Annotated in this window: 28 protein-coding genes; 14 read left to right on the top strand and 14 right to left on the bottom strand. The window is 66.6% G+C overall.

Features of this window, described 5'->3' with window-relative positions:
• Nucleotides 1-128 precede the first annotated feature (128 nt).
• Nucleotides 129-923 (bottom strand): carbon-nitrogen hydrolase family protein, encoded by a 795-nt coding sequence (locus tag AC1DIP_RS04345; RefSeq protein ID WP_477732968.1) that lies wholly within the window; start codon nt 921-923, stop codon nt 129-131.
• The gene (locus AC1DIP_RS04340) at nt 923-1159 is read right to left on the bottom strand and encodes a DUF2630 family protein (RefSeq protein WP_476207292.1); all 237 of its coding nucleotides are present in this window, start codon (nt 1157-1159) and stop codon (nt 923-925) included. The genes AC1DIP_RS04345 and AC1DIP_RS04340 overlap by 1 nt, the downstream gene beginning before the upstream one ends.
• Nucleotides 1160-1244: 85 nt before the next feature.
• Between AC1DIP_RS04340 and AC1DIP_RS04335 the strand changes: the two genes are divergently transcribed.
• Nucleotides 1245-1643: a hypothetical protein gene (locus AC1DIP_RS04335; RefSeq protein WP_476207291.1), complete on the top strand. Its 399-nt coding sequence runs from the start codon at nt 1245-1247 to the stop codon at nt 1641-1643.
• On the opposite strand, the gene AC1DIP_RS04330 is transcribed toward AC1DIP_RS04335, so the two are convergent.
• From AC1DIP_RS04330 to AC1DIP_RS04315, 4 genes are all read right to left on the bottom strand, one after another.
• Nucleotides 1640-1972 (bottom strand): DUF202 domain-containing protein, encoded by a 333-nt coding sequence (locus tag AC1DIP_RS04330; protein ID WP_477732967.1) that lies wholly within the window; start codon nt 1970-1972, stop codon nt 1640-1642. The two genes, AC1DIP_RS04335 and AC1DIP_RS04330, sit on opposite strands and share 4 nt — an antisense overlap.
• A 3-nt stretch (nt 1973-1975) precedes the next feature.
• Nucleotides 1976-2326 carry a YidH family protein gene (locus AC1DIP_RS04325; RefSeq protein WP_141161464.1) on the bottom strand — a complete coding sequence of 117 codons (351 nt, stop codon included), beginning with the start codon at nt 2324-2326 and terminating at the stop codon, nt 1976-1978.
• 91 nt (nt 2327-2417) lie between these two features.
• Nucleotides 2418-3620, bottom strand: a complete 1203-nt coding sequence (lhgO, locus tag AC1DIP_RS04320; RefSeq protein WP_477732966.1) for an L-2-hydroxyglutarate oxidase — start codon at nt 3618-3620, stop codon at nt 2418-2420.
• Between the two features lie 57 nt (nt 3621-3677).
• Nucleotides 3678-4037 carry a YnfA family protein gene (locus AC1DIP_RS04315; RefSeq protein WP_476207285.1) on the bottom strand — a complete coding sequence of 120 codons (360 nt, stop codon included), beginning with the start codon at nt 4035-4037 and terminating at the stop codon, nt 3678-3680.
• Between the two features lie 202 nt (nt 4038-4239).
• On the opposite strand from AC1DIP_RS04315, the gene AC1DIP_RS04310 reads away from it, so the two are divergent.
• Together AC1DIP_RS04310 and AC1DIP_RS04305 are read left to right on the top strand one after the other, a co-directional pair.
• Entirely contained in the window at nt 4240-5337 is a 1098-nt protein-coding gene (locus tag AC1DIP_RS04310; protein ID WP_476207283.1) for a 2Fe-2S iron-sulfur cluster-binding protein, read from the top strand.
• Between the two features lie 13 nt (nt 5338-5350).
• Nucleotides 5351-6535, top strand: a complete 1185-nt coding sequence (locus AC1DIP_RS04305) for a fatty acid desaturase (RefSeq protein ID WP_476207281.1) — start codon at nt 5351-5353, stop codon at nt 6533-6535.
• A gap of 66 nt (nt 6536-6601) precedes the next feature.
• On the opposite strand, the gene AC1DIP_RS04300 is transcribed toward AC1DIP_RS04305, so the two are convergent.
• The 4 genes from AC1DIP_RS04300 to AC1DIP_RS04285 form a co-directional block, all read right to left on the bottom strand.
• The gene (locus tag AC1DIP_RS04300; RefSeq protein ID WP_476207280.1) at nt 6602-7663 is read right to left on the bottom strand and encodes a cation diffusion facilitator family transporter; all 1062 of its coding nucleotides are present in this window, start codon (nt 7661-7663) and stop codon (nt 6602-6604) included.
• Nucleotides 7660-8037: a metalloregulator ArsR/SmtB family transcription factor gene (locus AC1DIP_RS04295; RefSeq protein WP_476207279.1), complete on the bottom strand. Its 378-nt coding sequence runs from the start codon at nt 8035-8037 to the stop codon at nt 7660-7662. The genes AC1DIP_RS04300 and AC1DIP_RS04295 overlap by 4 nt, the downstream gene beginning before the upstream one ends.
• A gap of 146 nt (nt 8038-8183) precedes the next feature.
• Nucleotides 8184-8567: a response regulator transcription factor gene (locus tag AC1DIP_RS04290; RefSeq protein ID WP_477732965.1), complete on the bottom strand. Its 384-nt coding sequence runs from the start codon at nt 8565-8567 to the stop codon at nt 8184-8186.
• Nucleotides 8568-8662: 95 nt separating this feature from the next.
• The gene (locus tag AC1DIP_RS04285; RefSeq protein ID WP_476207276.1) at nt 8663-9406 is read right to left on the bottom strand and encodes an ANTAR domain-containing protein; all 744 of its coding nucleotides are present in this window, start codon (nt 9404-9406) and stop codon (nt 8663-8665) included.
• A gap of 292 nt (nt 9407-9698) precedes the next feature.
• Here AC1DIP_RS04285 and AC1DIP_RS04280 point away from each other — a divergent pair, with 292 nt between their 5' ends.
• The 4 genes from AC1DIP_RS04280 to AC1DIP_RS04265 all read left to right on the top strand — a co-directional run bounded on the left by AC1DIP_RS04280 (nt 9699) and on the right by AC1DIP_RS04265 (nt 14119).
• Nucleotides 9699-10292: an adenylate kinase gene (locus AC1DIP_RS04280; RefSeq protein ID WP_476207274.1), complete on the top strand. Its 594-nt coding sequence runs from the start codon at nt 9699-9701 to the stop codon at nt 10290-10292.
• Between the two features lie 46 nt (nt 10293-10338).
• Nucleotides 10339-11217 carry an NAD-dependent epimerase/dehydratase family protein gene (locus tag AC1DIP_RS04275; protein ID WP_477732964.1) on the top strand — a complete coding sequence of 293 codons (879 nt, stop codon included), beginning with the start codon at nt 10339-10341 and terminating at the stop codon, nt 11215-11217.
• 130 nt (nt 11218-11347) lie between these two features.
• Nucleotides 11348-13183 carry a S8 family serine peptidase gene (locus AC1DIP_RS04270; protein WP_477732963.1) on the top strand — a complete coding sequence of 612 codons (1836 nt, stop codon included), beginning with the start codon at nt 11348-11350 and terminating at the stop codon, nt 13181-13183.
• 138 nt (nt 13184-13321) lie between these two features.
• Entirely contained in the window at nt 13322-14119 is a 798-nt protein-coding gene (locus AC1DIP_RS04265) for a phosphatase PAP2 family protein (protein ID WP_477732962.1), read from the top strand.
• A 24-nt stretch (nt 14120-14143) separates the two neighbouring features.
• Here the strand turns inward: AC1DIP_RS04265 and AC1DIP_RS04260 are convergent, their stop codons facing one another.
• Nucleotides 14144-14461 carry a MerR family transcriptional regulator gene (locus AC1DIP_RS04260; RefSeq protein WP_477732961.1) on the bottom strand — a complete coding sequence of 106 codons (318 nt, stop codon included), beginning with the start codon at nt 14459-14461 and terminating at the stop codon, nt 14144-14146.
• 146 nt (nt 14462-14607) lie between these two features.
• Here AC1DIP_RS04260 and AC1DIP_RS04255 point away from each other — a divergent pair, with 146 nt between their 5' ends.
• The 4 genes from AC1DIP_RS04255 to AC1DIP_RS04240 all read left to right on the top strand — a co-directional run bounded on the left by AC1DIP_RS04255 (nt 14608) and on the right by AC1DIP_RS04240 (nt 17576).
• The gene (locus tag AC1DIP_RS04255) at nt 14608-15033 is read left to right on the top strand and encodes an Hsp20 family protein (protein ID WP_476211800.1); all 426 of its coding nucleotides are present in this window, start codon (nt 14608-14610) and stop codon (nt 15031-15033) included.
• A gap of 58 nt (nt 15034-15091) precedes the next feature.
• The gene (locus AC1DIP_RS04250) at nt 15092-15466 is read left to right on the top strand and encodes a J domain-containing protein (protein WP_477732960.1); all 375 of its coding nucleotides are present in this window, start codon (nt 15092-15094) and stop codon (nt 15464-15466) included.
• Between the two features lie 90 nt (nt 15467-15556).
• Nucleotides 15557-15934 carry a hypothetical protein gene (locus tag AC1DIP_RS04245; RefSeq protein WP_476207263.1) on the top strand — a complete coding sequence of 126 codons (378 nt, stop codon included), beginning with the start codon at nt 15557-15559 and terminating at the stop codon, nt 15932-15934.
• 97 nt (nt 15935-16031) lie between these two features.
• Nucleotides 16032-17576: a family 1 glycosylhydrolase gene (locus AC1DIP_RS04240; protein WP_476207262.1), complete on the top strand. Its 1545-nt coding sequence runs from the start codon at nt 16032-16034 to the stop codon at nt 17574-17576.
• 4 nt (nt 17577-17580) lie between these two features.
• On the opposite strand, the gene AC1DIP_RS04235 is transcribed toward AC1DIP_RS04240, so the two are convergent.
• Entirely contained in the window at nt 17581-18693 is a 1113-nt protein-coding gene (locus AC1DIP_RS04235) for an App1 family protein (RefSeq protein WP_477732959.1), read from the bottom strand.
• A gap of 32 nt (nt 18694-18725) precedes the next feature.
• Entirely contained in the window at nt 18726-19457 is a 732-nt protein-coding gene (locus tag AC1DIP_RS04230; protein WP_476207258.1) for a DUF72 domain-containing protein, read from the bottom strand.
• Between the two features lie 63 nt (nt 19458-19520).
• Here AC1DIP_RS04230 and AC1DIP_RS04225 point away from each other — a divergent pair, with 63 nt between their 5' ends.
• The 3 genes from AC1DIP_RS04225 (at nt 19521) to AC1DIP_RS04215 (ending at nt 22446) form a co-directional block, all read left to right on the top strand.
• Complete coding sequence (locus tag AC1DIP_RS04225) at nt 19521-21329, top strand: glycoside hydrolase family 15 protein (protein ID WP_476207256.1); 1809 nt, start codon at nt 19521-19523, stop codon at nt 21327-21329.
• A 113-nt stretch (nt 21330-21442) separates the two neighbouring features.
• The gene (locus AC1DIP_RS04220; protein WP_476207254.1) at nt 21443-21733 is read left to right on the top strand and encodes a hypothetical protein; all 291 of its coding nucleotides are present in this window, start codon (nt 21443-21445) and stop codon (nt 21731-21733) included.
• On the top strand, nt 21733-22446 hold the full coding sequence (locus AC1DIP_RS04215) for an HAD family hydrolase (RefSeq protein ID WP_477732958.1): 714 nt from the start codon (nt 21733-21735) through the stop codon (nt 22444-22446). The genes AC1DIP_RS04220 and AC1DIP_RS04215 overlap by 1 nt, the downstream gene beginning before the upstream one ends.
• A 9-nt stretch (nt 22447-22455) precedes the next feature.
• Here AC1DIP_RS04215 and AC1DIP_RS04210 read toward each other — a convergent pair whose 3' ends face one another.
• Complete coding sequence (locus AC1DIP_RS04210; protein ID WP_476207250.1) at nt 22456-22704, bottom strand: hypothetical protein; 249 nt, start codon at nt 22702-22704, stop codon at nt 22456-22458.
• Nucleotides 22705-22836 lie beyond the last annotated feature (132 nt).

Here is a 22836-nt window from a genome sequence, read left to right as displayed (position 1 = left end):
GACGTCCGCAGTATCCCGCAACCCGGCCCATTCCCTGCAGGCAAAGGCAAAAGCGGCCGACGGCGGGTGAGACCCGCCGTCAGGCGCTCTTTTGCGTGTGTTTCGAAGCTATGAACGTGGCCTCACCCTCAGAAAGTGCGGGCGTTGGCGAGGACCGGCAGTGTGGCCCGGACGTCCTCCACGGTTGACGGGTCGATGTCGACGACGGCGAGTTCAGGCTTCCCGCCCAGGACCACCACGGGCTTCCCCAGGGGTGTGACCACCGCGCTGTGCCCGATGCCGGTGGGTGCGGTGCCCGCCGGGCCGGCGCCCACCGTTTGGGGATCGCCCTGCCCGCAGGCAACCACGAACGTTGTGCTGTCCAGGGCCCGGGCGCGCACCAGCAGGTCCCACTGCTCTGCCTTGCCTTCGCCGGCGCCCCACGAGGCGCACACGATGTTCACCTGGGCGCCTGCATTGGCGTTTGCCGTGAACAGGCCCGGAAAGCGGACGTCGTAGCAGGTGGCCAGGCCAAACACGGTCCCGTCCAGCTCGAACGTCACCGGGGCTTCCCCGGCGTCCACCGTCCTGGATTCCGTGAAGCCAAAGGCGTCAAAAAGGTGGACCTTGTCGTAGGCCGCCTCCACCCCGGGCCCGGTGACCAGGAGGGTGTTACGGACCCGGCCGTCCTTGCCCGGCGTGAACATGCCGGCCACGACCGCCAGGTCCAGCTCAGCGGCCATCCTGCGGACCTCGCCGGCCCACGGTCCGTCCACGGGCTCGGCAATGTCCTTCAGGGAATGGCCAAAGGCGCGCATGGTCGCCTCGGGAAAGACCACCAGTTGGGCGCCGGCGTTCTTGGCCTGGGCGGCGTATTCCCAGACCAGTTCCAGGTTGGCTGCGGGGTCTGAACCGCTGATGACCTGCGCTACTGCAATCCGCATTACTGCCTGTAACCCTCCACTTCGCTGATCGGGCGGGCCTCGGCGTCGTTCGGGTTCTCGCCCGAATCCTTCTTGGCTCGGCGTTGGCGCAGCAGGTCCCAGCACTGGTCCAGGCTTTCTTCCACGTACTTGAGCCGTGCCTGGTCCGGCGCCTGCCCGTCGCCCGGGCCTTCGCGCAGCGAGTGCTCCTCCTCCACCAGGGCCTGGATGTGCGTCAAAATATCCTGATCGTTCATGGCTTCCCCTTACTCCGGTCCGGTCCCCTTCAGCGTACGTACCCGGTGCTGAAGGAGCCAGCCCCTGAGCTGTACCATCAACTCCATGCCCACTGCGCTCGATATGGCAGGTCCCATCCTGGAAGTGCTCACCTGGTTGTGCCTGCCCGCAGGATTGGGGCTGCTCTTCTACACCGGATTCCTCCGCCGCTTCGTGCACCCCTGGGACGTTGCCGAGGCCGTGGTGTACTCGGATTCCACCGGTGTAGGCTTCCGCTGGCTCGACCGGAAGCACCAGGTACACCACGCCCCCATGTCCCCTTATGACATCAGGGACATGGCCGCGGGGGACACCCTGCCCATCTATTACCACCCCAAGCGCCCCACGCAGTGGCAGACCACCAGGCCGGAGGAGGCCGGCAGGACGGCGTCGGTCCTGGGCCGCTGCCTGACGGCAATCGGCGCCGTGGCGCTGCTGGCCGGCTTTGTCCTGCCGATGTTCTAGCTGACCAGGACCACCACAATTCCCAGGCACCCCAGCGCGACGCCCGCAAAGGCAGTCCAAAGCACGGCGGGCAGGTCGGCTTCGATGCTTTCGCCTGCCAGGCCGTGGGACCTGGCCCGGTAACGGCGGCGCTGGGTGAGGTAGATGCCAAGGGCAGCGCCGCCGGAAATCACCGGCAGCATCAGGATGGGCGCGCCGTAGGTGGGGAGCCAGCGCAGGAAGAAAGCGCTCGCCGTGGCCAGCGCCAGCATGGTCCGCCCCCATGCGAGGGCGGTCCGCTCGGGTTGGAGGCCGGGATCGCCGTGGGGGCTGGGTGCGCGTGATGCCACAGGTCAGCGCCAGAGGATGAAGACCAGCACGACGGCGGCGGCCAGCGCGCCTGCCCCGGCCAACAGGGGCACAAAAAGCGGCAGCGGCAGCGGCGCCTTGTTGCGCATGCTCCGTTCCACCCGGAGCCAACGCAGGGCAGCACCACCGCTGAGCATCATGCCCAGCAGCAGCAACAGGATGGCCAGGCCCTTCCGGACAGGTTCGATGAAGAGGCCGGAGGTGAACGCCTCGATGGCGATGCCGCCTGCAAGCAGCGCCAGCGAAGTCCGGATCCAGGCCAGGAAGGTGCGTTCGTTGGCCAGCGTAAAACGCGGGTCCGGTTCCTCGCCGCCGGGGAGCAGCCGTTCGGCCATTCTTCCGCGCGACGGCGGGACGGTGGGCCTGGGGGGCTGCTCACTGTTGATCACCGGGCCAGTTTAGCCGCGGCAGGTGCGGGCCTGCCGGTCAGGGAGTTTGGCGGAACACGGCTTTGCCGGCCAGATGATCCCCGATGGGCAGGGCGGCAGTTGCGGCAGGGGAGGGGGCGTTCAAAACGTGGATCATCCGGTCCGTCTCTGCCAGCAGGAAATCGTGGAGGAGCGTTCCGTCCCGGCGTACAGCTTGTGCGCGGATGCCTGCCTCGTACGGCAGCAGGTCCGCTTTCGCCAGTCCCGGGGCGTATTTGCGGCATTCCTGCAGGTAGCTTCCCTTGAACAGCGAGTTGCGGACCTCGCGCACCGCGGTGGCGGCATTGGTCCGGGCCACATGCCACAGCCCCGGAAAGCGCACATAGCGGCCCACATCCCTGAGGTCCACCGAGAACTTGGGATAGCCCTCCCGGGCCAGGCCCAGCACCGCATTGGGTCCCACCGTGATGCTGCCGTGGATGGTGGGAGTGAGATGGACCCCAAGGAAGGGCAGGTCCGGGTCCGGTACCGGGTAGATGAGGTGCCTGACGTAGCCGGATTTGGCGTCCGGCAGCTCAAAATATTCTCCGCGGAAAGGAATGATCTGCACATCGATTTTCATTCCGGCCATTTCCGCCAGGCGGTCCGACTGCAGGCCCGCGCAGGCCACCAGGCGCCGGCAGGAATAGCGGGCCTGGGCTGTGCCAACGTCCACCCGGTCTGAATGCTCCACGATTGAGTCCACCCGGGCTCCGGTGATGACCCGGCCGCCGGCAGCAGAGATGAGGCCGGCCAGTTTTCGCGCCACGTCCCGGTAGTCCACGATGCCGGTGCTGGGGATGAACAGGGCGCCCAGGCCTGCAACGTTGGGTTCGCGCCGGTTGAGTTCGTCCCGGTCGATGCTCTCGCAGTCCAGCCCATGGACGGCCGCGCGTTCTTCGAGGCGGTTCAACCTGTCCAGCTCCACGGCGGACGTTGCCACCAGCAGTTTGCCCGGCTCGGCGTACCTGATGCCATGTTCCCGGCAGAACTCCTTGGTCTGCTGCGACCCCGCCTTGCTGAAGCGTGCCTTGAGGCTGTCCGGGGCGTAGTAGATCCCGGAGTGGATGACGCCGCTGTTGTGTCCGGTCTGGTGTGAAGCCAGGGACTCTGCAGACTCAAGCAGGACCAGCGAAGCTCCCGGTTGCTTCTGCAACAGCTGGTAAGCCGTTGCCAGGCCCACGATCCCGCCGCCGATAACGCAGTAGTCCACCCGGTCCACAGGTCCCGCCTTTCGTCGTGGCTAGAGTTTAGCCACCCCCGCTAACAGCGCGCCCGGCTATCCGCCGCTGCGGGGAGCAAACATGATCACGGCAACCCCCAGGAGGCAGACCAGGGACCCGGCGATGTCCCACCGGTCCGGGCGGAAGCCGTCAAAGGCCATGCCCCAGGCCAGGGAACCGGCCACGAACACGCCGCCGTAGGCCGCCAGGATCCGGCCGAAATGGGCATCGGGCTGGAGCGTGGCCACGAAACCGTAGGCGCCCAGCGCGATCACGCCAAGCCCGGCCCACCACCAGTCCTTGCCTTCGCGAACGGCCTGCCACACCAGCCAGGCCCCACCTATTTCCGCCACAGCGGCCAGCACGAACAACACGACGGTCTTGAAAATATTGACAGTCTCACCAGGGATACCCACGAAGCCATCATCCCAGCCGGGAATGCGGCGGGGCCCCGGACCTGGGATGGAGCCGACAGGACGCTGGGAACCTTTTGCGAGACCGAACCGTTACTCTTAAAGTGCGGTGTGGGGGCTTCGCGCCCCAACTACACTGTGACTGCTGACCGGTCATATGACGGAGAGAGAGAAATATGGCTCGCGCCGCCCTAGGCTTTGACGCATGATCCGGCTACGACAGCTGGCCCAGGCGGCTTCAGTACTCACCACCCCGTTATCGCCGGAGGATGTCCTCTCGCTCTTCAACCCTGTCTATTCAGCCCGGCAGCTCCGGGGCGTGGTGACCAGGGTGGTCCAGGAAACCGCCCAGTCGGCAACCATCTTCTTCCGTCCCGGCCGGGGCTGGAAGGCGCACCTTGCCGGGCAGTGGGCCCGCATCGGCGTCGAACTCGACGGGGTCCGCCACTGGCGCTCCTACTCACTCAGCGCCCCCGCGGGCAAGGACCCGGCCATCACCGTCACCGACGTCGGCGCCGTCTCCGGCACCCTGGTGCGCACCACCAAGCCCGGCGACGTCCTGTTCCTGGCCCCGCCGCAGGGGGACTTCGTCCTTCCGGAGCATCCCCGCCCACTCCTCATGGTCACCGCCGGCAGCGGCATCACTCCGGTGATGTCCATGATCCGTACCCTTGTGCCGCGGCGTCCGGATGCCGACGTCGTCCTGGTCCACTCCGCGCGCACGCCCGGGGACAGCCTGTTCCGGGAAGAGCTGGCAGAGCTCGCGGACCAGTTCCCCAATTTCCGCCTGGCGCACTGGTACACGGGCGAGCAGGGCCGGATGGACTTCTCCAGCACCCGTGAGCTGGACGAGATCTGCCCCGACTGGAAAGAGCGGGCAGCCTACGCCTGCGGCCCGGACAGCTTCCTGGACGACGCCGAGGCGCTGTGGAAGCGCGCGGCCTTGACCACGCGCGCCCCCGGGACCGACGTCGCACTGGCCGGCGATGCCGGCAACCTGATGATCGAACGCTTCAACACCACCTTCAACGCAGGCGTGGGGCACGACGGCGGCCTGGTCACCTTCGAGGCTTCCGACCGCGAGGTGGAGGCCGACGGCGACACCCCCATCCTGGACATCGGCGAGGACGCCGGGGTGCTGATGCCCAGCGGCTGCCGCATGGGAATCTGCCACAGCTGCCTTACGCCATTGCTCGCAGGGCAGGTCCGCGACCTCCGCACCGGGGAAATCCATGGCGAACCCGGCCAACTGATCCAAACGTGTGTTTCGGCAGCCGCCGGACCCGTCAACCTCGAACTCTGAGGAGCAGCACCGTATGACTGTCATCTCACCCACGAAAACCACCACCGCCGCAGGTGCCAGCGCCGGCACCTCCAGGACGCGCCCCGGAAAACTGGCCGAATCGGGAAGCCCCAGCGTCCGGCCACCCGCGGCCGCGCACCTCAGCGACGAACAGGTGGCTGAGCTGGGCCGTGAGCTCGACGCCATCCGGGACGAGATCCTGGGCAAGCGCGGCGCGGAAGACGCCGCCTACATCCGCCGCATGATCAAGATCCAGCGCGGCCTGGAACTTTCCGGCCGGGCCGCCCTGCTGGTCAGCAAGAACAAGGCTGCCTGGGTCACCGGCACCACCCTCCTGAGCCTGGCCAAGATCCTGGAAAACATGGAACTGGGCCACAACATCCTGCACGGCCAGTGGGACTGGATGCGGGACCCGGACATCCACTCCACCACCTGGGAATGGGACTTCGTCACCCCGTCGCGGTCCTGGCAGCACACCCACAACGATCTGCACCACCGCTGGACCAACGTGGTGGGCAAGGACAACGACGTCGGATACAACCTCCTGCGCATGGATGAGCAGCAGCCGTGGAAGCCCATCAACCTGGCCAACCCGCTGTTCAACGCCATCCTGGCCCCGGTCTTCGAGTGGGGCATCGCCATCTACGACCTCGAGCTGACCGAGTACAAAGAAGGCACCAAGTCCAAGGAGGCCCTGCTCAAGGACCTCAAGGCCCTGGGCAAGAAGGTGGTCACCCAGTTCACCAAGGACTACGCCGCCACCCCCGCCCTGGCCATGCTGACCGGCTCCGCGAAGCAGGCCCTCTTCGGGACCATCGCAGCCAACGCCATCCGCAACGTCTGGGCGCACGCGGTGATCTTCTGCGGGCATTTCCCGGAAGGCACCGACACCTTCACCGAAGAGATGGTGGATGGAGAGACCCGCGGGGACTGGTACGTCCGCCAGATGATCGGGTCCGCCAACATCTCCGGTTCCAAGTTCATGCACCTCATGACCGGCAACCTCTCGCACCAGATCGAGCACCACCTCTTCCCCGACCTGCCTTCCAACCGGTACGCGGAAGTGGCACCCAGGGTCCGTGAGATCTGCCAGCGCTACGGCCTGAAGTACACCACAGGTCCGCTCCTGAAGCAGGTGGGTTCATCATGGGCCAAGGTCTTCAAACTGGCGCTGCCTGGAAAGACTGCCCGGGCCTAGCCCAAAAATTCAAAAACACAGAAGTGGCCCGCCGGCTGGCAGGGCCACTTCTGTGTTTGGTGCCTGCTACCGCCGGGTGGCGGGAGCCAGGAGCATATGGTCAAGCTTGGGCAGTGCGTGCCGAAGCCTGTGCCCGGCGCGGTCGAGGATCTCTTCCGCCTGCGACAACTCCGTGTCAGCGACCTCGATCCGTGCCGATCCCTGGAGCCGGTGGCCGGACCACCGCAGCTGCAGGTTTCCTACCGCGAGCACGCCCGGCGTCTCCTCCAGCGCCACCTGTGCGCGGGAGACCAGGTCTGGTTCGATGCCGTCCATGAGCCGCCGGCCGATGCTCCGCACAGTGCCCCAGAGCAGCACCATGATGGCTGCGGAGATGGCCAGGCCGACAATGGGGTCCGCCAGCGGAAAACCGAGCATGACGCCGACGGCGCCGATCACCACAGCCAACGAGGTGAAGCCGTCGGTCCGGGCGTGCACACCGTCCGCCACCAGCGCGGCGGAACCGATCCTGCGGCCCACCCGGATGCGGTAGATGGCCACGGCTTCGTTTCCGGCAAAGCCGATCAGGCCTGCGGCCATGACCCAGCCCAGGTTCTGCAGCGGCTGGGGATGGATCAGCCGGTCAATCGACTGCCAGCCGGCCACGACGGCGGAGAGCGCCACCACGGCCACGATGAACAGGCCTGCCAGGTCTTCTGCCCGGCCATAGCCGTAGGTGTACCGGCGGTTGGCGGCCCTGCGCCCCAGGATGAAAGCAACCCATAGGGGCACTGCGGTCAGGGCATCGGAGAAGTTGTGGATGGTGTCCGCCAGCAAGGCCACCGAGCTGCTGAACAGGACCACCAGGAACTGCAGCACGGTGGTGGCCAGCAGCACGAACATGCTGATCTTCAGCGCCCGGACGCCCTCGGTGCTGGCTTCCATCGCGTCGTCTATGGAATCGGCGGCGTCGTGGGTGTGCGGGACGAACAGTTCAAACAGCCAGCCCTTGAACCCGGAATGGTGATGGTGGTCGTGGTCATGCCCTTCCCCGTGGTCGTGGCCGTGCCCGTGGTCGTGGTCATGCCCTTCCCCGTGGTCGTGGTCGTGGTCATGGGTGTGCGTGGACTCCTGGTGCGGCCGGCTCATGAGGCACTCCGTTGCGCGGGGTGGTTGGCGATCCGGTGGTGGGCCGGTTCCCCGCCGAGGGCATGCTCGGCCTGGAAAATAGCATCGGCCACCAGCTGCCGTGCATGCTCGTTTTCCAGCCGGTAGAGCACACGCGTCCCGTCCTGCCGCGTGGACACCATCCGGGCCAGGCGCATTTTGGCCAGGTGCTGGGAAACAGCGGCAGGGGACTTGCCCACCACGTCCGCAAGGGCGCCCACCGCCATCTCCCCATCACGGAGGGCAAGGACGATGCGCACCCTGGTGGCATCGGCCAGCATGGCGAACACCTCCACGGCCAGCTCCACGTACTGGCTGTCAGTGCCCAGGGAGCAAGCATTCTTATCTGCATTCATGCGCATATAGTGTCACATGCTTGGCTGCGGTGCATCATGGTCCACCGGTACCCCGTGGACGGATCATCCTGGGAAGAGCAGCCAACGCACCGCCGTCGGGCGCCGCCCTGCCGCTGAGGGGTTACGCCGGACTGCCGGCCGGCGGCTCAGCAGTGCGATGTGCCGGGTATGTGCGGCTCCTGGGAGGCGGCCGCCGCCGGGCATAGCTTCCCGGCCAGCTCTTTCAGCTCCTTCGGATGGAAGGGTTTGGTGAGGTAGCCGGCGGCCCCGGACGCCATGCCGGCAAGGACGTCGTCCTCCTCGGAGCGGGCGGTGAGGAACAGCAGCGGCGCGGTGGTGAGGGCGCGGATGGCGCGCGCCACCACGTGTCCGTCCATATCCGGAAGACCAAGGTCCAGGGTGACCAGGGCGGTGGCGGGATCGGCCGCTGCTGCGATGCCCTCCCCGCCCGTGGCCACGGCGGTGACCTTGAAACCTGCGCGGGCAAGGACCACGGAGATCAGGCCCCGGATATCGTCGTCATCCTCCACGACAAGGCAAACACGCTGCTGTTCCAAATTGAGCCCCCCGGCGAAAAGTTGGCACCATTCTACTGGGCGGGCGGGGATGCCGCAGGCCGCGGGGCCTAGCCGTCGTAATGGGTGCGCGCGGGCCCCTGGCCCAGGGCGTTCACCACGGCCGCGGCCACATCGTGGAGCTTGGTGTTGCGGGTGCTCGACGCGGTCTTCAGGATGGCGAAAGCGTCCTCCTGGCTGCACCGGTTCTGGGCCATGATGATCCCCACCGCCATGTCGATGACCGTGCGGGACTCAAGGGTGGCGCGGAGGTTCGCCGCCGCCTCGCTGTAATGTGCAAAGCGCACTGCAAGACGGAGCGCCAGCGATGTTTGGCTGACAAAATCCTCGGCGAACTTCAGCACCCGGCCCTCGAAGCGGTGGGCGCGCCGGGAGTAGAGCAGCAGTGCTGCCTTGGTTTCGCCTTCGAGCCGGAAGGGCAGGGCAGCAACCGACCGGACTCCCTTCGCCACGACGGCAGGGGAGTAGTCCGGCCAGCGCCCATCGTCCTCGAGGTCCGGCGCGTGGACAGTCTCCTGCTCGGTGTATGCGGTCAGGCTCGGAGTCTCGGCGAACCTGTGCTCAAGCCGTCCGATGGACTTTGCCTCCGGGCTGCTGCTGGCGATCGTCGCCGTCTTCCGCTGCCGGAGCAGGGTGATGGCGCACAGCATCTCGTCGCCGGGCTCTGAAAGGTTACGGGCGGACACCTGTGCCAGTTCGTTAAGGAAGTCCTCAACGTCGGAGCTGTTGAGGACCAGTTCATGCAGGTGCTCGGTGATGGATGTATCGGTTTTTGCTGTTGACTCGCCGGCCACGGTTTCTTGGTGCCATTCGTTCAGGTCAAAACGAGCCTGCAACACACACGCATGCCCCACAACTGGGCGGCGGAGCCGGTGATGGTCGCTGGATCGACGAACTTTCCAACGGCCTGCTGCTAAACCGATAACCAGAGTATATACATGTGCCGGTGGGGCGAATCCCATTTACCACCCGGCCGTAACACCGGTTGCTGGCGCCGGACAGGGGCCAACCGGCACAATGAAGCGGGATCCGGTGCTGCCTCCGACGGGCCCATAGACCGTGCCCCCGCTGCGGAAGGACAGGAACATGAGCAGGCTCCTTATCATCGGCCCACCGGGCTCCGGCAAGGGAACGCAAGCCGAGCACCTGGCGCGGCATTTCCAGGTCCCCGCCGTGTCCACCGGGGACATCTTCAGGAGCAACGTCAGGCGGAAGACGGACTTGGGAAACCAAGCCGCGCGGTACCTCGACGACGGCCACTTCGTCCCGGACCACCTCACCAACGCGCTGGTGAAGGACAGGCTCATGGAAAGCGATGCGAGGCAGGGATTCCTGCTGGACGGCTATCCGCGCACCGCCCCGCAGGCATTGGAACTGGATCACATGCTCGCGGACCACGGCCACGTGCTGGACGCTGTCATCGAACTGACGGCGCCGGACGCGGAACTCGAGGAGCGGATGCAGCGGCGTGCCCTGGAGCAGGGCCGCACCGATGACACGATCGACGTTTTTCGGCGCAGGCTGGATCTCTACCACCGGCAGACCCATGAAGTAGTCTCGGTGTACGCGGGCCGGGGCATCCTGGTGTCCGTCAACGGCAGCGGTGATCCGGACGGGATCACCGCAGCGGCAATCGCCGCCGTCGAACAGTTCCTTGCAGCCCCGCGCCCTCCGTCCTGACCGAAACACCGCACGGGTGAACGCACTCCAACAGAAGGAAACACTGATGAGAATTGCCGTTACAGGCGGAACCGGAAAGCTGGGACGGCACGTGGTGCGCCGGCTCACCGACGACGGCCACCAGGTCCTCACCCTGGACCGGGCAGGTGAACGCAGCCCGGAACTCCTGGTGGTGGACCTGCGCAACTACGGGCATGTTGTGGACGCCCTGCTGGGGGTGGATGACCGGCATGAGGGGTTCGACGCCGTGGTGCACCTGGGTGCCATTCCCGCCCCGGGCATCCTCCCGGACGCAGCAACGTTCGAGAACAATATGCTGTCCACCTACAACGTCTTCCAGGCTGCGCGGCGGGCCGGGATCAAGAAGGTGGTGTACGCCTCCAGCGAGACCGTGCTGGGGCTGCCGTTCGACATCGACCCGCCCTACATTCCCGTGGATGAGGAATACCCGCCGCGGCCGGAAAGCACCTACTCCCTGGTGAAGACCCTGGAGGAGCGGATGGCCGTGGAAATGACGCGGTGGGACCCGGAACTGAGCATCACGGGCCTGCGGTTCTCCAACGTCATGGACGAGGCCGACTACGAAAAGTTCCCCTCCTTCGATGACGACCCGACGCTGCGGAAATGGAACCTGTGGGGCTACATCGACGGCCGCGACGGCGCCCAGGCCGTGGCCCGGGCGCTGGAGAACGCCAAGCCGGGGTTCGAGGCCTTCATCATCGCCAATGCCGACACCGTGATGAGCCGGTCCAGCGCCGGCCTCGCCGCCGAGGTATTTCCGGACGTCAAGGTCACCAAGGAACTGGGCGAGCACGAAACGATGCTGTCCATCGACAAGGCGCGGCGGCTGCTGGGCTTCGAGCCCGAGCACAGCTGGCGGAACCACGCAGCAGGCGGCCCGGGCACCGGGGAGAACCAAGCCTAGTCCCAGGTAAGCAGCAACCGGTCCGCAGCACACGCCAAGGGTTGGCACAGGATCGTCCAAGGAGCCGGAAGCCGTGCGCTTCCGGCTCCTATCCTTTTGGTACCGCCAACCGCCACCGCAAGGACCCCACATGCGTACCCGATTCTTCGTGCTGCCTGCGCTCACGGCGCTGCTCTCCGCCGTCGTCCTTTCCGCTGCGTCCCTGCCCGCCGCCGCGGTGCCTGCACCCGGACCACCCGCCGCCGGCAACGCAACGGGCCGCTACCTGGTGCAGTACGCTCCCTCTGCCGACCTGGCAGCCGAGGTGTCCGGACTGCGCGGGCAGGGCCTCGCCGTCGGCCGCACTTTTGAACACGCCCTGCGCGGCGCCGTCGTCAGCGCGACCCCCGCCCAGGCCGCGGCCCTGGCCCGGTCCGGGAAAGTGTTGTCCGTGGAGCCCGACGCGCCCGTAACGCTGTCCGGGACCGAGCAGCCCGCACCCTGGGGCCTGGACCGCACCGACCAGCGGACCCTGCCGCTGTCCGGGACCTACTCGTGGACCGGGACCGGCGCCGGTGTGACCGCCTACGTGGTGGACACCGGCATCCTGGCCTCACACACCGACTTCGGCGGCCGGGTGGCAGCGGGCTGGACCGCAGTGGCCGACGGCAACGGCACCACCGACTGCAACGGCCACGGCACCCACGTGGCCGGCACTGTGGCCGGGTCAACGTACGGGGTCGCCAAGGGCGCCACCCTGGTACCTGTCAGGGTGCTCGACTGCAGCGGGTCCGGCTACAACTCGGACGTGGTGGCCGCCCTGGACTGGATCGCCGCGAACCATGTTGCCGGGACACCCGCCGTAGCCAACCTCAGCCTCGGCGGCGCGGCCAGCAGCACGGTGGACAGTGCGGTCCAGGCGGTCCTGGCTGACGGCGTGACCACCGTGGTGGCGGCAGGCAACTCCGCTGTGGACGCCTGCACAGGCTCACCGGCCCGCGTCCCCGGAGCCTTGACCGTGGCAGCCAGCGACGCCACCGACAAGCAGGCCTCTTTTTCCAACTTCGGGTCCTGCGTTGACCTGTACGCTCCCGGCGTCGGCATCACCTCCGACTACTACACCTCCACCACGGCCACGGCGTCCATGTCCGGAACGTCCATGGCGGCCCCGCACACCGCCGGTGCCGCAGCCCTGCTGCTCTCGCAGAACCCCGCCCTGGCACCGGCCGACGTGGCCGCGGCACTGGCAGCCAACGCCACACCCGGAGTGGTCACCGGTGCCACCACAGGAACCCCGAACCGCCTGCTGTTTACGGGCGCGGACGCCGTGGCTCCTGCTCCTGCTCCTGCCCCGACCATCACCTCGGTTTCGCCAACCGCCAAGGCCACCGCTGTGGCCGCGGGTACGAACGTGGCGGCCACCTTCAGCGCCCCTGTCCAGGGCGTTTCCGCCACGACCTTCGTGCTCAAAAACGCCGCAGGGGCCGCCATCGCCGCCACCGTCACGTACAACGCCACCACCAGGACCGCCACCCTCGACCCGGCCGCAAACCTCGCCGCAGACGCTACCTACACGGCCACGCTGGTGGGCGGAACCTCTGCCATCCGGGACACCGTGGGCACACCGCTGGCCACCTCAAGCTGGACTTTCACTACCGGCCCCGCGCCCACCCTCACCAGCTACACCCCGGGCAGCAACGCGCTCCTGGTCCGCCGGAACAGCAACGTCAGCGCCACCTTCAGCGAAGCCATCCAGGGCGCCGGCACCACCACTTTCACCCTCCGGAACGCCTCCACCGGCGCCGCAGTTGCAGCGTCCGTCTACCGGAACGGCACCACCAACCAGTGGATCCTCGACCCCCAGGAACCGCTGGCCGCCAAGACCCGCTACACCGTGACGCTGACGGGCGGTGCTGCCGGAATCCGGGACCTGGCCGGCAATCCGCTGGCCGGCCGCAGCTGGCAGTTCACCACCGGCTCCTACTGACCGCCGCAACGGCTGCCGGCCGTCCTTCCGCCCGGTGATGGAGCGAACGGCCTTACATGGGGATAATCTTCAGCCTAGGCATTCACACAGCACGCCCATCCGGCGTGCACATACCAGGGCGCAGGGACGGGCAGTACATTGGCACAGAAATCAGCAGGTTCCGCAGCCGCGGAGGCCAAATCCGGCAAGTGGCACACCTTCAATGAAAAGTTCGTGGTGGAGGAGCGCTATATCGACCCTGCCGACCGGCGCCGGCTTTACCGGGCTTCGGTCATCCTGGCCGTGGTGGGGCTGGCGCTCTTCATTGCCACGCTGACCAGCGTGCTGCAGTCCAACGGCCTCACTGTTGCGGACCACCCGGTGCACGACTGGCTCCTGACAACCCGCTCGGCAGCACTTACCGCCTTCATGATCTTCCTGGCCGTGTTCTTCGGCCCCATCGCCCTGCCCATCATTGTGCTGGTGGTGATCCTCGTCTGGGGATTCGCAGCCAAACATGCCTGGCGCCCCATCCTGCTGGCATCTGCGATGCTGACAGGGGTGATCATCTCCCAGATCATCCTGCACATCGTCCAGCGCTCGCGGCCCCCCGTTGACCAAATGCTGTTCGGCGCGGACCAGACCTTCTCCTACCCGTCCGGACACGTCCTGGGGGCCTGCGACTTCCTGCTGGTGGGCGCCTACCTGATCTTCTCCCGCCGCCGGAACCCCCGGTCCGCCGTCTTTGGCTTCATCGGGGCCGGGATCGGGATCATCCTTGCCATTGCCAGCCGGCTCTACCTGGGCTACCACTGGCCCACCGACACCCTTGCATCCTTCTCGCTGTCGCTGCTCATCCTGGGCGGAGTCATCGCCCTGGACACCTGGCGGACCGCGAGGATCCCGGGCGAACCGGTAACGGGAGAGCTCTCCAAGGAGGAATCCGGCCGGGAGTAGGGCCCCATCGGACGCGGAGGCACATCACTGCGGCCGGGACCTGGCGCGTTTCAGGGCCCGGTGCAGCTCCACGTTCGCTGCCTCCAGTTCCAGGACCTTGGCAACACCCGCCAGGTTGAGCCCCTCCTCAAGGAGTTCCCCGATCCGCTGCAGGACGGCGATATCGGCGTCACTGTACTGCCTGGTACCGCCGGCCGTCCTGGAGGGCGTCAACAGCCCCCTTGTTTCGTACAGCCTGATGTTCTGCTGCCCGGTGCCCGTGAGCTCAGCGGCCACCGAAATGGCGTAAAGGGCCCGCGACCCGGGCGCACGCGCGGGCCGTCCCGCCCCAGGATCTGCCATCCGTACTCCCAAAATTTGTTCCGGCCGGTACCTTGCTTCAGTTTTCCACGGGTGCTATAAAAAATCTATATCCACTGCCATAGATTTAGCTGGCATTGGACGAAGGCGCAGATCCATCACCTTGGAAGCTGAAGGAGTGGGAAATGATGTTGATGCGTACCGACCCGTTCCGTGAGCTGGACCGGCTCACGCAGCAGGTCTTTGGAACCGCCGCGCGTCCGGCCGCGATGCCCATGGACGCCTGGCAGGAGGACGGCGAATTCGTGGTGGCGTTCGACCTTCCAGGCGTGAAGGTGGACTCGCTGGACCTGAACGTTGAACGGAACGTCCTGACGGTGCGGGCCGAACGCCAGGACCCCACGCAGCCCAATGTGGAGCTCGTGGCCTCGGAACGTCCCCGCGGCGTATTCAGCCGCCAGTTGATCCTGGGTGACACCCTGGACACCGGGAAGATCAGGGCCAGCTACGACCAGGGCGTCCTCACCCTGCGGATTCCGGTTGCCGAGCAGGCCAAGCCGCGCAAGATCGAGATCCAGACCCGGCAGGGCGGGATGCAGGAGATCAATACCTAGGTTCTGCCTGCGCGCCCCTGCCGGTCCCGGCGGGGGCGCCGGTGAACAGGAGGCTGGGATGACGGATGTCCCCGACTACTACGCGGTCCTGGGCGTAGGCCGGGATGCCACCCGGCAGGAGATCTCCCATGCGTACCGGGTCCTCATGCGCAGCCACCATCCCGACATGGGCGGCAGCTCCGAGGACGTGGACGAACGGCCACTTGGAAACCCCGCGACGGCCGGCGCCCCGGCCCAGCGTGACGAACTCCTGGGAATCATGCAGGCGTTTTACGTGCTCAGTGATCCCGGACGCCGCGCGGACTACGACCGGCGGCCGGCTGCGGGGGCAGCCACCGTGGTTCCGGTCCGGACAGTCCACAGTCCCGGCCGTGCACCCGGACCTGTCATCCGCATCACCCCGGTGCGGTGGGAAAGCGGGCCGTGGGCCTGAAAGCAGGCCGTGGGCCTGAAACCGGCCCCGGCCCTGAACCGGGGAACCAATTAAACCCAGTCCCCATCATCCAAGGAGGCGGAAAGCTGCATGAGCGACTGGCGGCGCTACGATTCACACCTCATTCCCGCATTCCATGAGCGCTTCGAACAGCGCTGGGGCCCGGGAACCGCACCCTTCCTGGACCCCGAGGCGCACGAACAGCCGCTGCCGCGGGCGCAATGGATCAATCCGGCCACGGGCGCCGCACTGGCAGTGGTCCCCGTCTGGACGGCGGACGAAAACCAGCAGCGTTCCTTCGGGGTGTTCTACCTGCCGCCGGCGGGAGACATCTGGGTCCTGCGGCCCGGCTATACCGGGTACCTTGAACCGTCCGACGGCGACTCGGAGCACCTGGTGACCCTCCGCAATGACGCCTTCCGCAAGGCAGTGGCGCACGCCAAGGAGTTCCTGTTCGGGTCACAGTAGGCGCCCGTGCCCGGCGCGGAGTTGCTGCTCGTCAGCCGTCTTGCGCTGTGACATTCTGGGACGTACCAAACTTCCGTGACCAAAAGGCTGGACCCCCATGCACATCACCGCCAAGGACCTCGCAGCGCTCATCCCCCCGGGGTTCACGCTTGGCGTCGCAACCGCAGCATTCCAGATCGAGGGAGCCCTGGACGAAGACGGCCGCGGACCTTCCGGCTGGGACAGGTTCGCCGCGAAACCGGGCGCCATCGTGGAGGACCACAGCCCGGTGGTGGCCACTGACCACTACCACCGGATGCCGCAGGACGTAGCCCTGCTGAAGCAGCTCGGCGTGGACTCCTACCGGTTCTCCTTCTCCTGGCCGCGCATCCAGCCCGGCGGGACCGGCCCGGCCAACCGCGCGGGGCTCGCCTTCTACGACCGGCTCCTGGACGAGCTCCTGGCCAACGGGATCTCCCCCATGGCTACCATCTACCACTGGGATACGCCCCTGGAGCTGGACGAAACGGGCGGCTGGATGAACCGCGATACGGCCTACCGGCTGGGGGAGTACGCCGCAATCGTGGCTGAGGCTTTCGGGGACCGGGTGGCCCGCTGGGTCACCGTCAACGAACCGGCAACCGTGAGCGCGAACGGCTACGCATTTGGCGTCCACTCGCCGGGCAAGGAGCTCGCCCTGGGCGCCTTCCCCACCGTCCACCACCAGCTGCTGGGCCATGGCCTGGCGGTCCAGGCCCTCCGCGCCGCCAAGGTGCCGGGTGAAATCGGGATGACCAATGTGTACTCACCCATGGTGCCGAACTCGATCAATCCGCTGGACAAGATCAGTGCCGGGGTCATGGACCTTGGCCAGAACCGGCTGTACGCGGACCCGGTCCTGACGGGCAAATACCCGGACCTGATCCGTGCGGCCAAGTTCTTCAGTTCCTTCGATCACCCGGACGGGGACATGGAGATCATCTCCCAGCCCCTGGACTTCTATGGGCTCAACTACTACATGCCCACCAAGGTGGCGGCGGGGCCCGGCAGCGGCACCGTGCCCTCAAGCATGGCGGAAGCCATGGGCAGCGACCTCAACGCCACGGGCAGCGGTGCAACGCCGTTCCACGTGGAAGCCTGGCCGGAAGCGGACATTACCGCCTACGGGTGGCCGGTCAAACCGGAGTACATGGCCGTGGCACTGAAGGAGATGGCGGACCGGTACCCCAACCTGCCGCCCGTGATCATCACCGAAGGCGGCGCCAGCTTCGAGGACATCATTGTCCGGGACAAGTCCACCAACACCCGGTTCATCCCGGATGAACGCCGGCTGAAGTACATCTCCGACCACCTTGAAACCGCGCTGCGGGCAACGGCCCCCGGTGGGGTGGCCGAGTCCGTGGACCTGCGCGGCTACTACGTGTGGTCGTTCCTGGACAACTTCGAATGGTCCGCGGGCTACAAGCAGCCGTTCGGCCTGCTGCACGTTGACTTCGAAACACTGGAGCGCACGCCCAAGGCCTCCTACTTCTGGTTCCAGGAACTCATCGAGGAACGCGACCTGGCAGCAGCCGCCGAGGCCGCCATCGCCCAGGCGGTGGTTCCGGACCTGCTGCCCAGCGACGACCTCCCCGGCAGCGATGACCTGTTGGCCAACCCCTGAGTAGTCAGCCGCGGAGCAGGTCCAACATGGCGAGCTGCTTGGCGATGCCGGCGCCGTCGGGGGAGTAGATCCACGGCACGCGGGAAGAAGCGTGGTCCCCGTCCTCGGAGTGGCCGCCGGCGAACACCGACTCGCTGACGGACAGCTGCCTGATGGCGATCGCCGCGACCTTTTCCGGGTTTTCGGCGGCGAAAGCCGAGTAAATGGCCTCGTCATGCTGCCCGTTGTCGCCGATCAGGAGCCACCGCATGTCCGGGAACTCCTGGGCGAGCCGCTCCAGGTTGCGGTGCTTGTGGTCCTGGCCGCTGCGGAACCAGCGGTCCTGGGTGAGGCCCCAGTCCGTCAGCAGCAGCGTGCCCTTGGGGTACATGTTGCGCGTCAGGAAGCGTCCCAGCGTGGGGGCTGCGTTCCAGGGGCCGGTGGAGAGGTAGATGACCGGGGCCTCGGGATGTTCAATGGTCAGGCGGTCCAGCAGCACGGCCATCCCCGGCGTGGCCATACGTGCCCGTTCGCTGAGCACGAAGGTGTTCCACAGCGCCAGGAAGGGCCGGGGCAGGGCGGTCACCATGACGGTGTCATCGATGTCGGACACGATGCCGAATTCCACGCCGGGTGCGATTACCTGGATCAAAGCCTCCGCGGGCTCGGTCCCCTCCGCGCGCAGGACTGCGGTGTGCCAGCCCGGGGAAAGCTGCACATCAACCTCGGTGTCGATGAGTCCGCCCCGGTCCGCCGTGACGTGGGTGACGACGTCCCCGATGGTGATCTCGACGTCGATAAACTGCAGCGGCACCCCGGTGAAAGCACGCCAGCCCCGGATGTTCTGGTTTCCGTTTTTCGCCTCGTGCTCGGCTTTGCTCCCCGGGAGCGGCTTGTGGGTCAGCAGCACGCGCCCCAGCACCCTGACCCGCGTGGTGGAACCATAGCCCTGGTAGGCGATGGTCTGCGGTACGAACTTCCACCGCTTGGCCAGTGTGATACGGACATCGTTGACCGAGTCGGACACCCAATGCGCCAACCGGAAAAAGCGGCTTCCCGACAACGCGTACTGGCCTATCTTGTCCTGCCGTGGCGCGGGGGCGTTGTCCTGGGCTGGGTTCTGCGGAGCCGTGTCCATGCCCTAACTCTGCCACAGGGCGGCGGCAGCCTTCAGCCTGCGCCCAGGATCCCGCGCAGGGTCCAGGCATTCCGCACGGCGTTCCCGCCGCCGTCGTTATTGAAGTACGCGAAGACGTCGATGCCCGCGCTGTCCCACCCGCGGATGCGGTCCGCCCACCAGTGCATGTCCGCATCCGAATAGGAACCGCCATACAGGTGCTCGTGGTCCGGCCCGTGCAGCCGGACGTACGCGAAAGGCGCGGTGGTCCGGAGGATGCACGGAAGGTTGGCGCCGCTCATGATGCAGTAGGCCGCCTGGTGCCGCTCCAGCAAGGCGAACACCCCGGGGGAGTCCCAGCTGGGGTGCCGGAACTCCACGGCCACCCTGATCCAGGACGGAAGCGCGGCGAGGAAATAGTCCAGCCGGGCGTCGTCGCGCTCCAGCTGCGGCGGCAGCTGGACCAGGAGCACCGCCCGTTTGTCCCCCAGCTCATGCCAACACCGGGCAATGCGCTCAATCCAGACCTCCGGTGAATAGAGCTTGCGCGCATGGGTCAGGCCGCGGGGCGCCTTGACGGACATGGTGAAACCGGGCGGCAACCGCCGGTTCCAGCCCGCGAAGGTGGTGTCCCGGGGCCACCGGTAGAAGCTGGCATTCAACTCAACCGTGCTGAACCCGGAGACGTAGCTTTGGAGCCTGTCCCGGGCGGGCAGGCCCGGCGGGTACAGGACGTTCTCCCAGTGGTCGTAGCTCCAGCCGGAGGTGCCGATATGGATCGCCATTTCCCTCACGCTACACCTGGATATTCCCCTTCCGTTCGGAGCTCTGTGTGGCAGGGTGTTCTCATGGCGCGAATTGAAGATTATGCGGTGGTTGGCGACCTTCACACGGGGGCCCTGGTCAGCAAGGAAGGCTCGATCGACTGGCTCTGCCTCCCGCGGTTCGATTCCCCTGCCTGCTTCAATGCGCTGCTGGACACCCCTGACGCGGGACGCTGGCTGCTGGCGCCGGAGGGCGGGGGAACCTGCACGCGCCGCAGCTACCGGGACGGCAGCCTGGTGCTGGACACCGAATGGGAAACGCCTGACGGAACGGTCCGGGTCACCGACTTCATGCCGCCCAGGGATTCAGTCGCCGATATTGTCCGCATCGTGGAGGGCATCAGCGGCACCGTCAAGATGCACGGAGAGCTGGTCATGAGGTTCGACTACGGCCATATCGTCCCATGGGTGCGGAAGGATAAACGCGGACTGCACGCCATCGCCGGCCCGGATGCCGTCTACCTGGTGACCCCGGCCCCGCTGCATGGCGAGAACATGCACACGGTCAGCGACTTCACGGTCAGCGCCGGCGAGAAGGTACCGTTCGTGCTGACCTGGGCGCCAAGCCACGTGGGACGGCCGGTCAGCGTAGAGGCAGAGCACGTCCTCGACAGCACTTTCGAATTCTGGCGGGGCTGGTCCTCGCAGTGCACCGTCAAGGGGAAGTACCAGGACGCCGTGGTCCGTTCCCTGGTGACGCTCAAGGCACTGACCTACGCACCCACAGGGGGCATCGTCGCGGCTATCACCACGTCCCTCCCCGAGCAGCCCGGCGGCCAGCGGAACTGGGACTACCGGTACTGCTGGCTGCGGGATGCCGCCATGACCCTGCAGGCCCTGCTGGCTGCCGGCTACACGGCGGAGGCTGCTGCCTGGCGGGACTGGCTGCTCCGGGCCGTCGCGGGTGACCCCGCCGACCTGCAGATCATGTACGGGATCCACGGCGAGCGGCGGTTGCCGGAGATGGAACTGCCGTGGCTGAAGGGCTACGAGAACTCCACCCCGGTTCGGATCGGAAATGCGGCGGCGGAGCAGTTCCAGCTGGATGTGTGGGGCGAGGTCCTTGACTGCCTGGCCCTGACCCGGAACTCACTGCTGAAGCACACGGACGAAGCGTGGGATGTGCAGATCGCCCTGATGGAGCACCTGGAAACCATCTGGGACCAGCCGGACAACGGCCTCTGGGAGATGCGGGGACCACGCCGGCATTTCACCCACTCCAAGGTCATGGCGTGGGTTGCCGCCGACCGGATGGTGAAGGGCGTACGGGAATCCGGGCTTCCGGGCCCGGTGGAGCGGTGGGAGGCCCTCCGGGACCAGATCCACGCGGACATCATGGCCAATGGGTTCGATGCCGAGCGCAACACGTTCGTCCAGTCCTATGGCCGCCCGGAACTGGATGCCAGCCTGCTGCTGATTCCCCGTGTGGGATTCCTTCCTCCCGACGACCCCCGGGTGGTGGGGACCATCGAAGCGATCCAGCGGGAGTTGACCCAGGACGGATTCGTGCTGCGCTACAAGCCGGGGGAGAGCGACGACGGACTGCCGGGGGATGAAGGGGTCTTCCTGGCCTGCTCGTTCTGGCTGGTGGAGGCGCTGCTGGGTGCCGGGCGCCCCGAGGAATCGCGCGAACTTTTCGAGCGGTTGCTGGAACTGCGCAACGACGTTGGGCTGCTGAGCGAGGAATGGGCAGTAAAGGCCGGGCGGCAACTGGGCAATACGCCGCAGGCCTTCAGCCACTTTGCGCTTGTGACTAGCGCCCTGGAGCTCCATCAGGATACGGTTCGCCGCAGTGACACTCCCTTTCCGCAGGACAAGGCGGATTCGCACTGAGGCGGTGCGGAACGGGCTGGAACTTCTCCTTCGCAGGATAGATAAGTATACTTACTAACAACTCATGGAGTGCCCCCAAGCACAGTGCCGTGATTGACGGAGGAGTGATAGTTATGGCCGGATTTTTTGAACTCGTGGATGCCCCCGACGGTGGTTACCGGATCAGGATGATGGACGGAAGCGGGAACCTGATGGCCATCTCGGTTACCTTCCCCACCAAGCGGGCCGCTGTGGCAGGGGTCGCCATGGCCCGGGAAATCGCCGGTACGGGCCTGATCCGGGACAAGAGCCTGGATGGCGCCGGATCCGTCATCCGCGAACGCGTGCGGCCCGTCAGTTCACCCAAGGAAGAAGCGGCCAGGCTTAAAAAGTCGCCCGGCGTCCGACGGGCAGCGGTGGGCTGATGGCTGAATCCACCACACCCCCTGGCGGCTCCCGCCGGGGGGTCCTGTTTGACGTTGACGGGACGCTGATCGACTCGTCGTACATCCATACCGTCGCCTGGTGGGGTGCGTTCCGCCAGTACGGCCACGACGTCCCCATGGCAGCCATCCATCGGCTCGTCGGCATGGGAGGCGCCCGTTTGGTGGACCACCTCCTGCCGTCCGGCCGCGACCGGGACGAGGACGAGGACATCATGGCCAGCCATGGCGCACTCTACGCCTCGCACTGGCCGTCGCTGCGCGCCCTGGACGGGGCCAAGGACCTGTTGGGCCAGTGCCATGCCGGGGGCGTTGCTGTTGCGCTGGCCTCCTCTGCGCGGCAGCGGGACCTGGAGGTCATGCGCTCCGTCCTAGACGCCGACGCCTTCATCGACGCCGCCACCAGCGCCAATGATGCGAAGGAGAGCAAGCCTGCGCCGGACATCCTGGAGGCAGCCCTGGAGGCTGTGGGGGTGGACGCCGCGGACGCCGTTTGCGTGGGCGACGCGGTTTGGGACATGAAGGCGGCGGGTGCCTTGGGGATCCCGGCCATTGGACTTACCTGCGGGGGAATCCATGCGGCCGAACTTCGGGAGGCGGGGGCCGTCGAGGTCTATGACGGGCCGCGCCACCTGCTGCAGAACCTGGGTGCCAGCGCCATTGGGCGGCTGCTCGTGCTGGAGCCGCGCTCCTAAATCTTCCGGCTACAGCGGCTGTCCGCCCGGCAAGGAGTCTTCCTCGCCGGCGATAGCGGGCTTTGTCCAGGACACGATCACCTTGACCGATCCGTCGTCGTTCCGTTCGATATCGGTGGTGACTTCGGCGGTAGGCGCCCCCATCTCCTCGATTCGCATCCGGTAGGTGCTGACCAGTTCCGCCAGGCTTTCTTCGGTCCATTCGCCCGGACGCATGCGGGTGGAGATCTCGACCGGTTCCGGCTGGTAGAGCGACATGGCGTTCCTCTTTCTGTTTCCCGACCCTCCTACGCTAGGGGCACCGGGTGGCGGCCACAAGCTTTTAATCAGCATGCTTACTTTTTTCCGCCAAAACAGATAGCGTCGAAGAAAGGGGTGCCGACAGGCGCC

The sequence above is a fragment of the Pseudarthrobacter sp. 05T312 genome, from assembly GCF_056396685.1.
The sequence above is the reverse complement of the archived record's forward strand: the minus strand, read 5'-3'. Positions and strand labels throughout refer to the sequence as shown.

Excerpts from the sequence above, each read along its gene's own strand:
- AC1DIP_RS04345 (WP_477732968.1), bottom strand. The coding sequence starts at position 923 with ATGCGGATTGCAGTAGCGCAGGTCATCAGCGGTTCAGACCCCGCAGCC.
- AC1DIP_RS04340 (WP_476207292.1), bottom strand. The coding sequence starts at position 1,159 with ATGAACGATCAGGATATTTTGACGCACATCCAGGCCCTGGTGGAGGAG.
- AC1DIP_RS04335 (WP_476207291.1), top strand. The coding sequence starts at position 1,245 with ATGCCCACTGCGCTCGATATGGCAGGTCCCATCCTGGAAGTGCTCACC.
- AC1DIP_RS04325 (WP_141161464.1), bottom strand. The coding sequence starts at position 2,326 with ATGGCCGAACGGCTGCTCCCCGGCGGCGAGGAACCGGACCCGCGTTTT.
- AC1DIP_RS04310 (WP_476207283.1), top strand. The coding sequence starts at position 4,240 with ATGATCCGGCTACGACAGCTGGCCCAGGCGGCTTCAGTACTCACCACC.
- AC1DIP_RS04305 (WP_476207281.1), top strand. The coding sequence starts at position 5,351 with ATGACTGTCATCTCACCCACGAAAACCACCACCGCCGCAGGTGCCAGC.
- AC1DIP_RS04300 (WP_476207280.1), bottom strand. The coding sequence starts at position 7,663 with ATGAGCCGGCCGCACCAGGAGTCCACGCACACCCATGACCACGACCAC.
- AC1DIP_RS04295 (WP_476207279.1), bottom strand. The coding sequence starts at position 8,037 with ATGAATGCAGATAAGAATGCTTGCTCCCTGGGCACTGACAGCCAGTAC.
- AC1DIP_RS04280 (WP_476207274.1), top strand. The coding sequence starts at position 9,699 with ATGAGCAGGCTCCTTATCATCGGCCCACCGGGCTCCGGCAAGGGAACG.
- AC1DIP_RS04275 (WP_477732964.1), top strand. The coding sequence starts at position 10,339 with ATGAGAATTGCCGTTACAGGCGGAACCGGAAAGCTGGGACGGCACGTG.
- AC1DIP_RS04270 (WP_477732963.1), top strand. The coding sequence starts at position 11,348 with ATGCGTACCCGATTCTTCGTGCTGCCTGCGCTCACGGCGCTGCTCTCC.
- AC1DIP_RS04260 (WP_477732961.1), bottom strand. The coding sequence starts at position 14,461 with ATGGCAGATCCTGGGGCGGGACGGCCCGCGCGTGCGCCCGGGTCGCGG.
- AC1DIP_RS04255 (WP_476211800.1), top strand. The coding sequence starts at position 14,608 with ATGTTGATGCGTACCGACCCGTTCCGTGAGCTGGACCGGCTCACGCAG.
- AC1DIP_RS04250 (WP_477732960.1), top strand. The coding sequence starts at position 15,092 with ATGACGGATGTCCCCGACTACTACGCGGTCCTGGGCGTAGGCCGGGAT.
- AC1DIP_RS04245 (WP_476207263.1), top strand. The coding sequence starts at position 15,557 with ATGAGCGACTGGCGGCGCTACGATTCACACCTCATTCCCGCATTCCAT.
- AC1DIP_RS04240 (WP_476207262.1), top strand. The coding sequence starts at position 16,032 with ATGCACATCACCGCCAAGGACCTCGCAGCGCTCATCCCCCCGGGGTTC.
- AC1DIP_RS04235 (WP_477732959.1), bottom strand. The coding sequence starts at position 18,693 with ATGGACACGGCTCCGCAGAACCCAGCCCAGGACAACGCCCCCGCGCCA.
- AC1DIP_RS04230 (WP_476207258.1), bottom strand. The coding sequence starts at position 19,457 with ATGGCGATCCATATCGGCACCTCCGGCTGGAGCTACGACCACTGGGAG.
- AC1DIP_RS04225 (WP_476207256.1), top strand. The coding sequence starts at position 19,521 with ATGGCGCGAATTGAAGATTATGCGGTGGTTGGCGACCTTCACACGGGG.
- AC1DIP_RS04220 (WP_476207254.1), top strand. The coding sequence starts at position 21,443 with ATGGCCGGATTTTTTGAACTCGTGGATGCCCCCGACGGTGGTTACCGG.
- AC1DIP_RS04215 (WP_477732958.1), top strand. The coding sequence starts at position 21,733 with ATGGCTGAATCCACCACACCCCCTGGCGGCTCCCGCCGGGGGGTCCTG.
- AC1DIP_RS04210 (WP_476207250.1), bottom strand. The coding sequence starts at position 22,704 with ATGTCGCTCTACCAGCCGGAACCGGTCGAGATCTCCACCCGCATGCGT.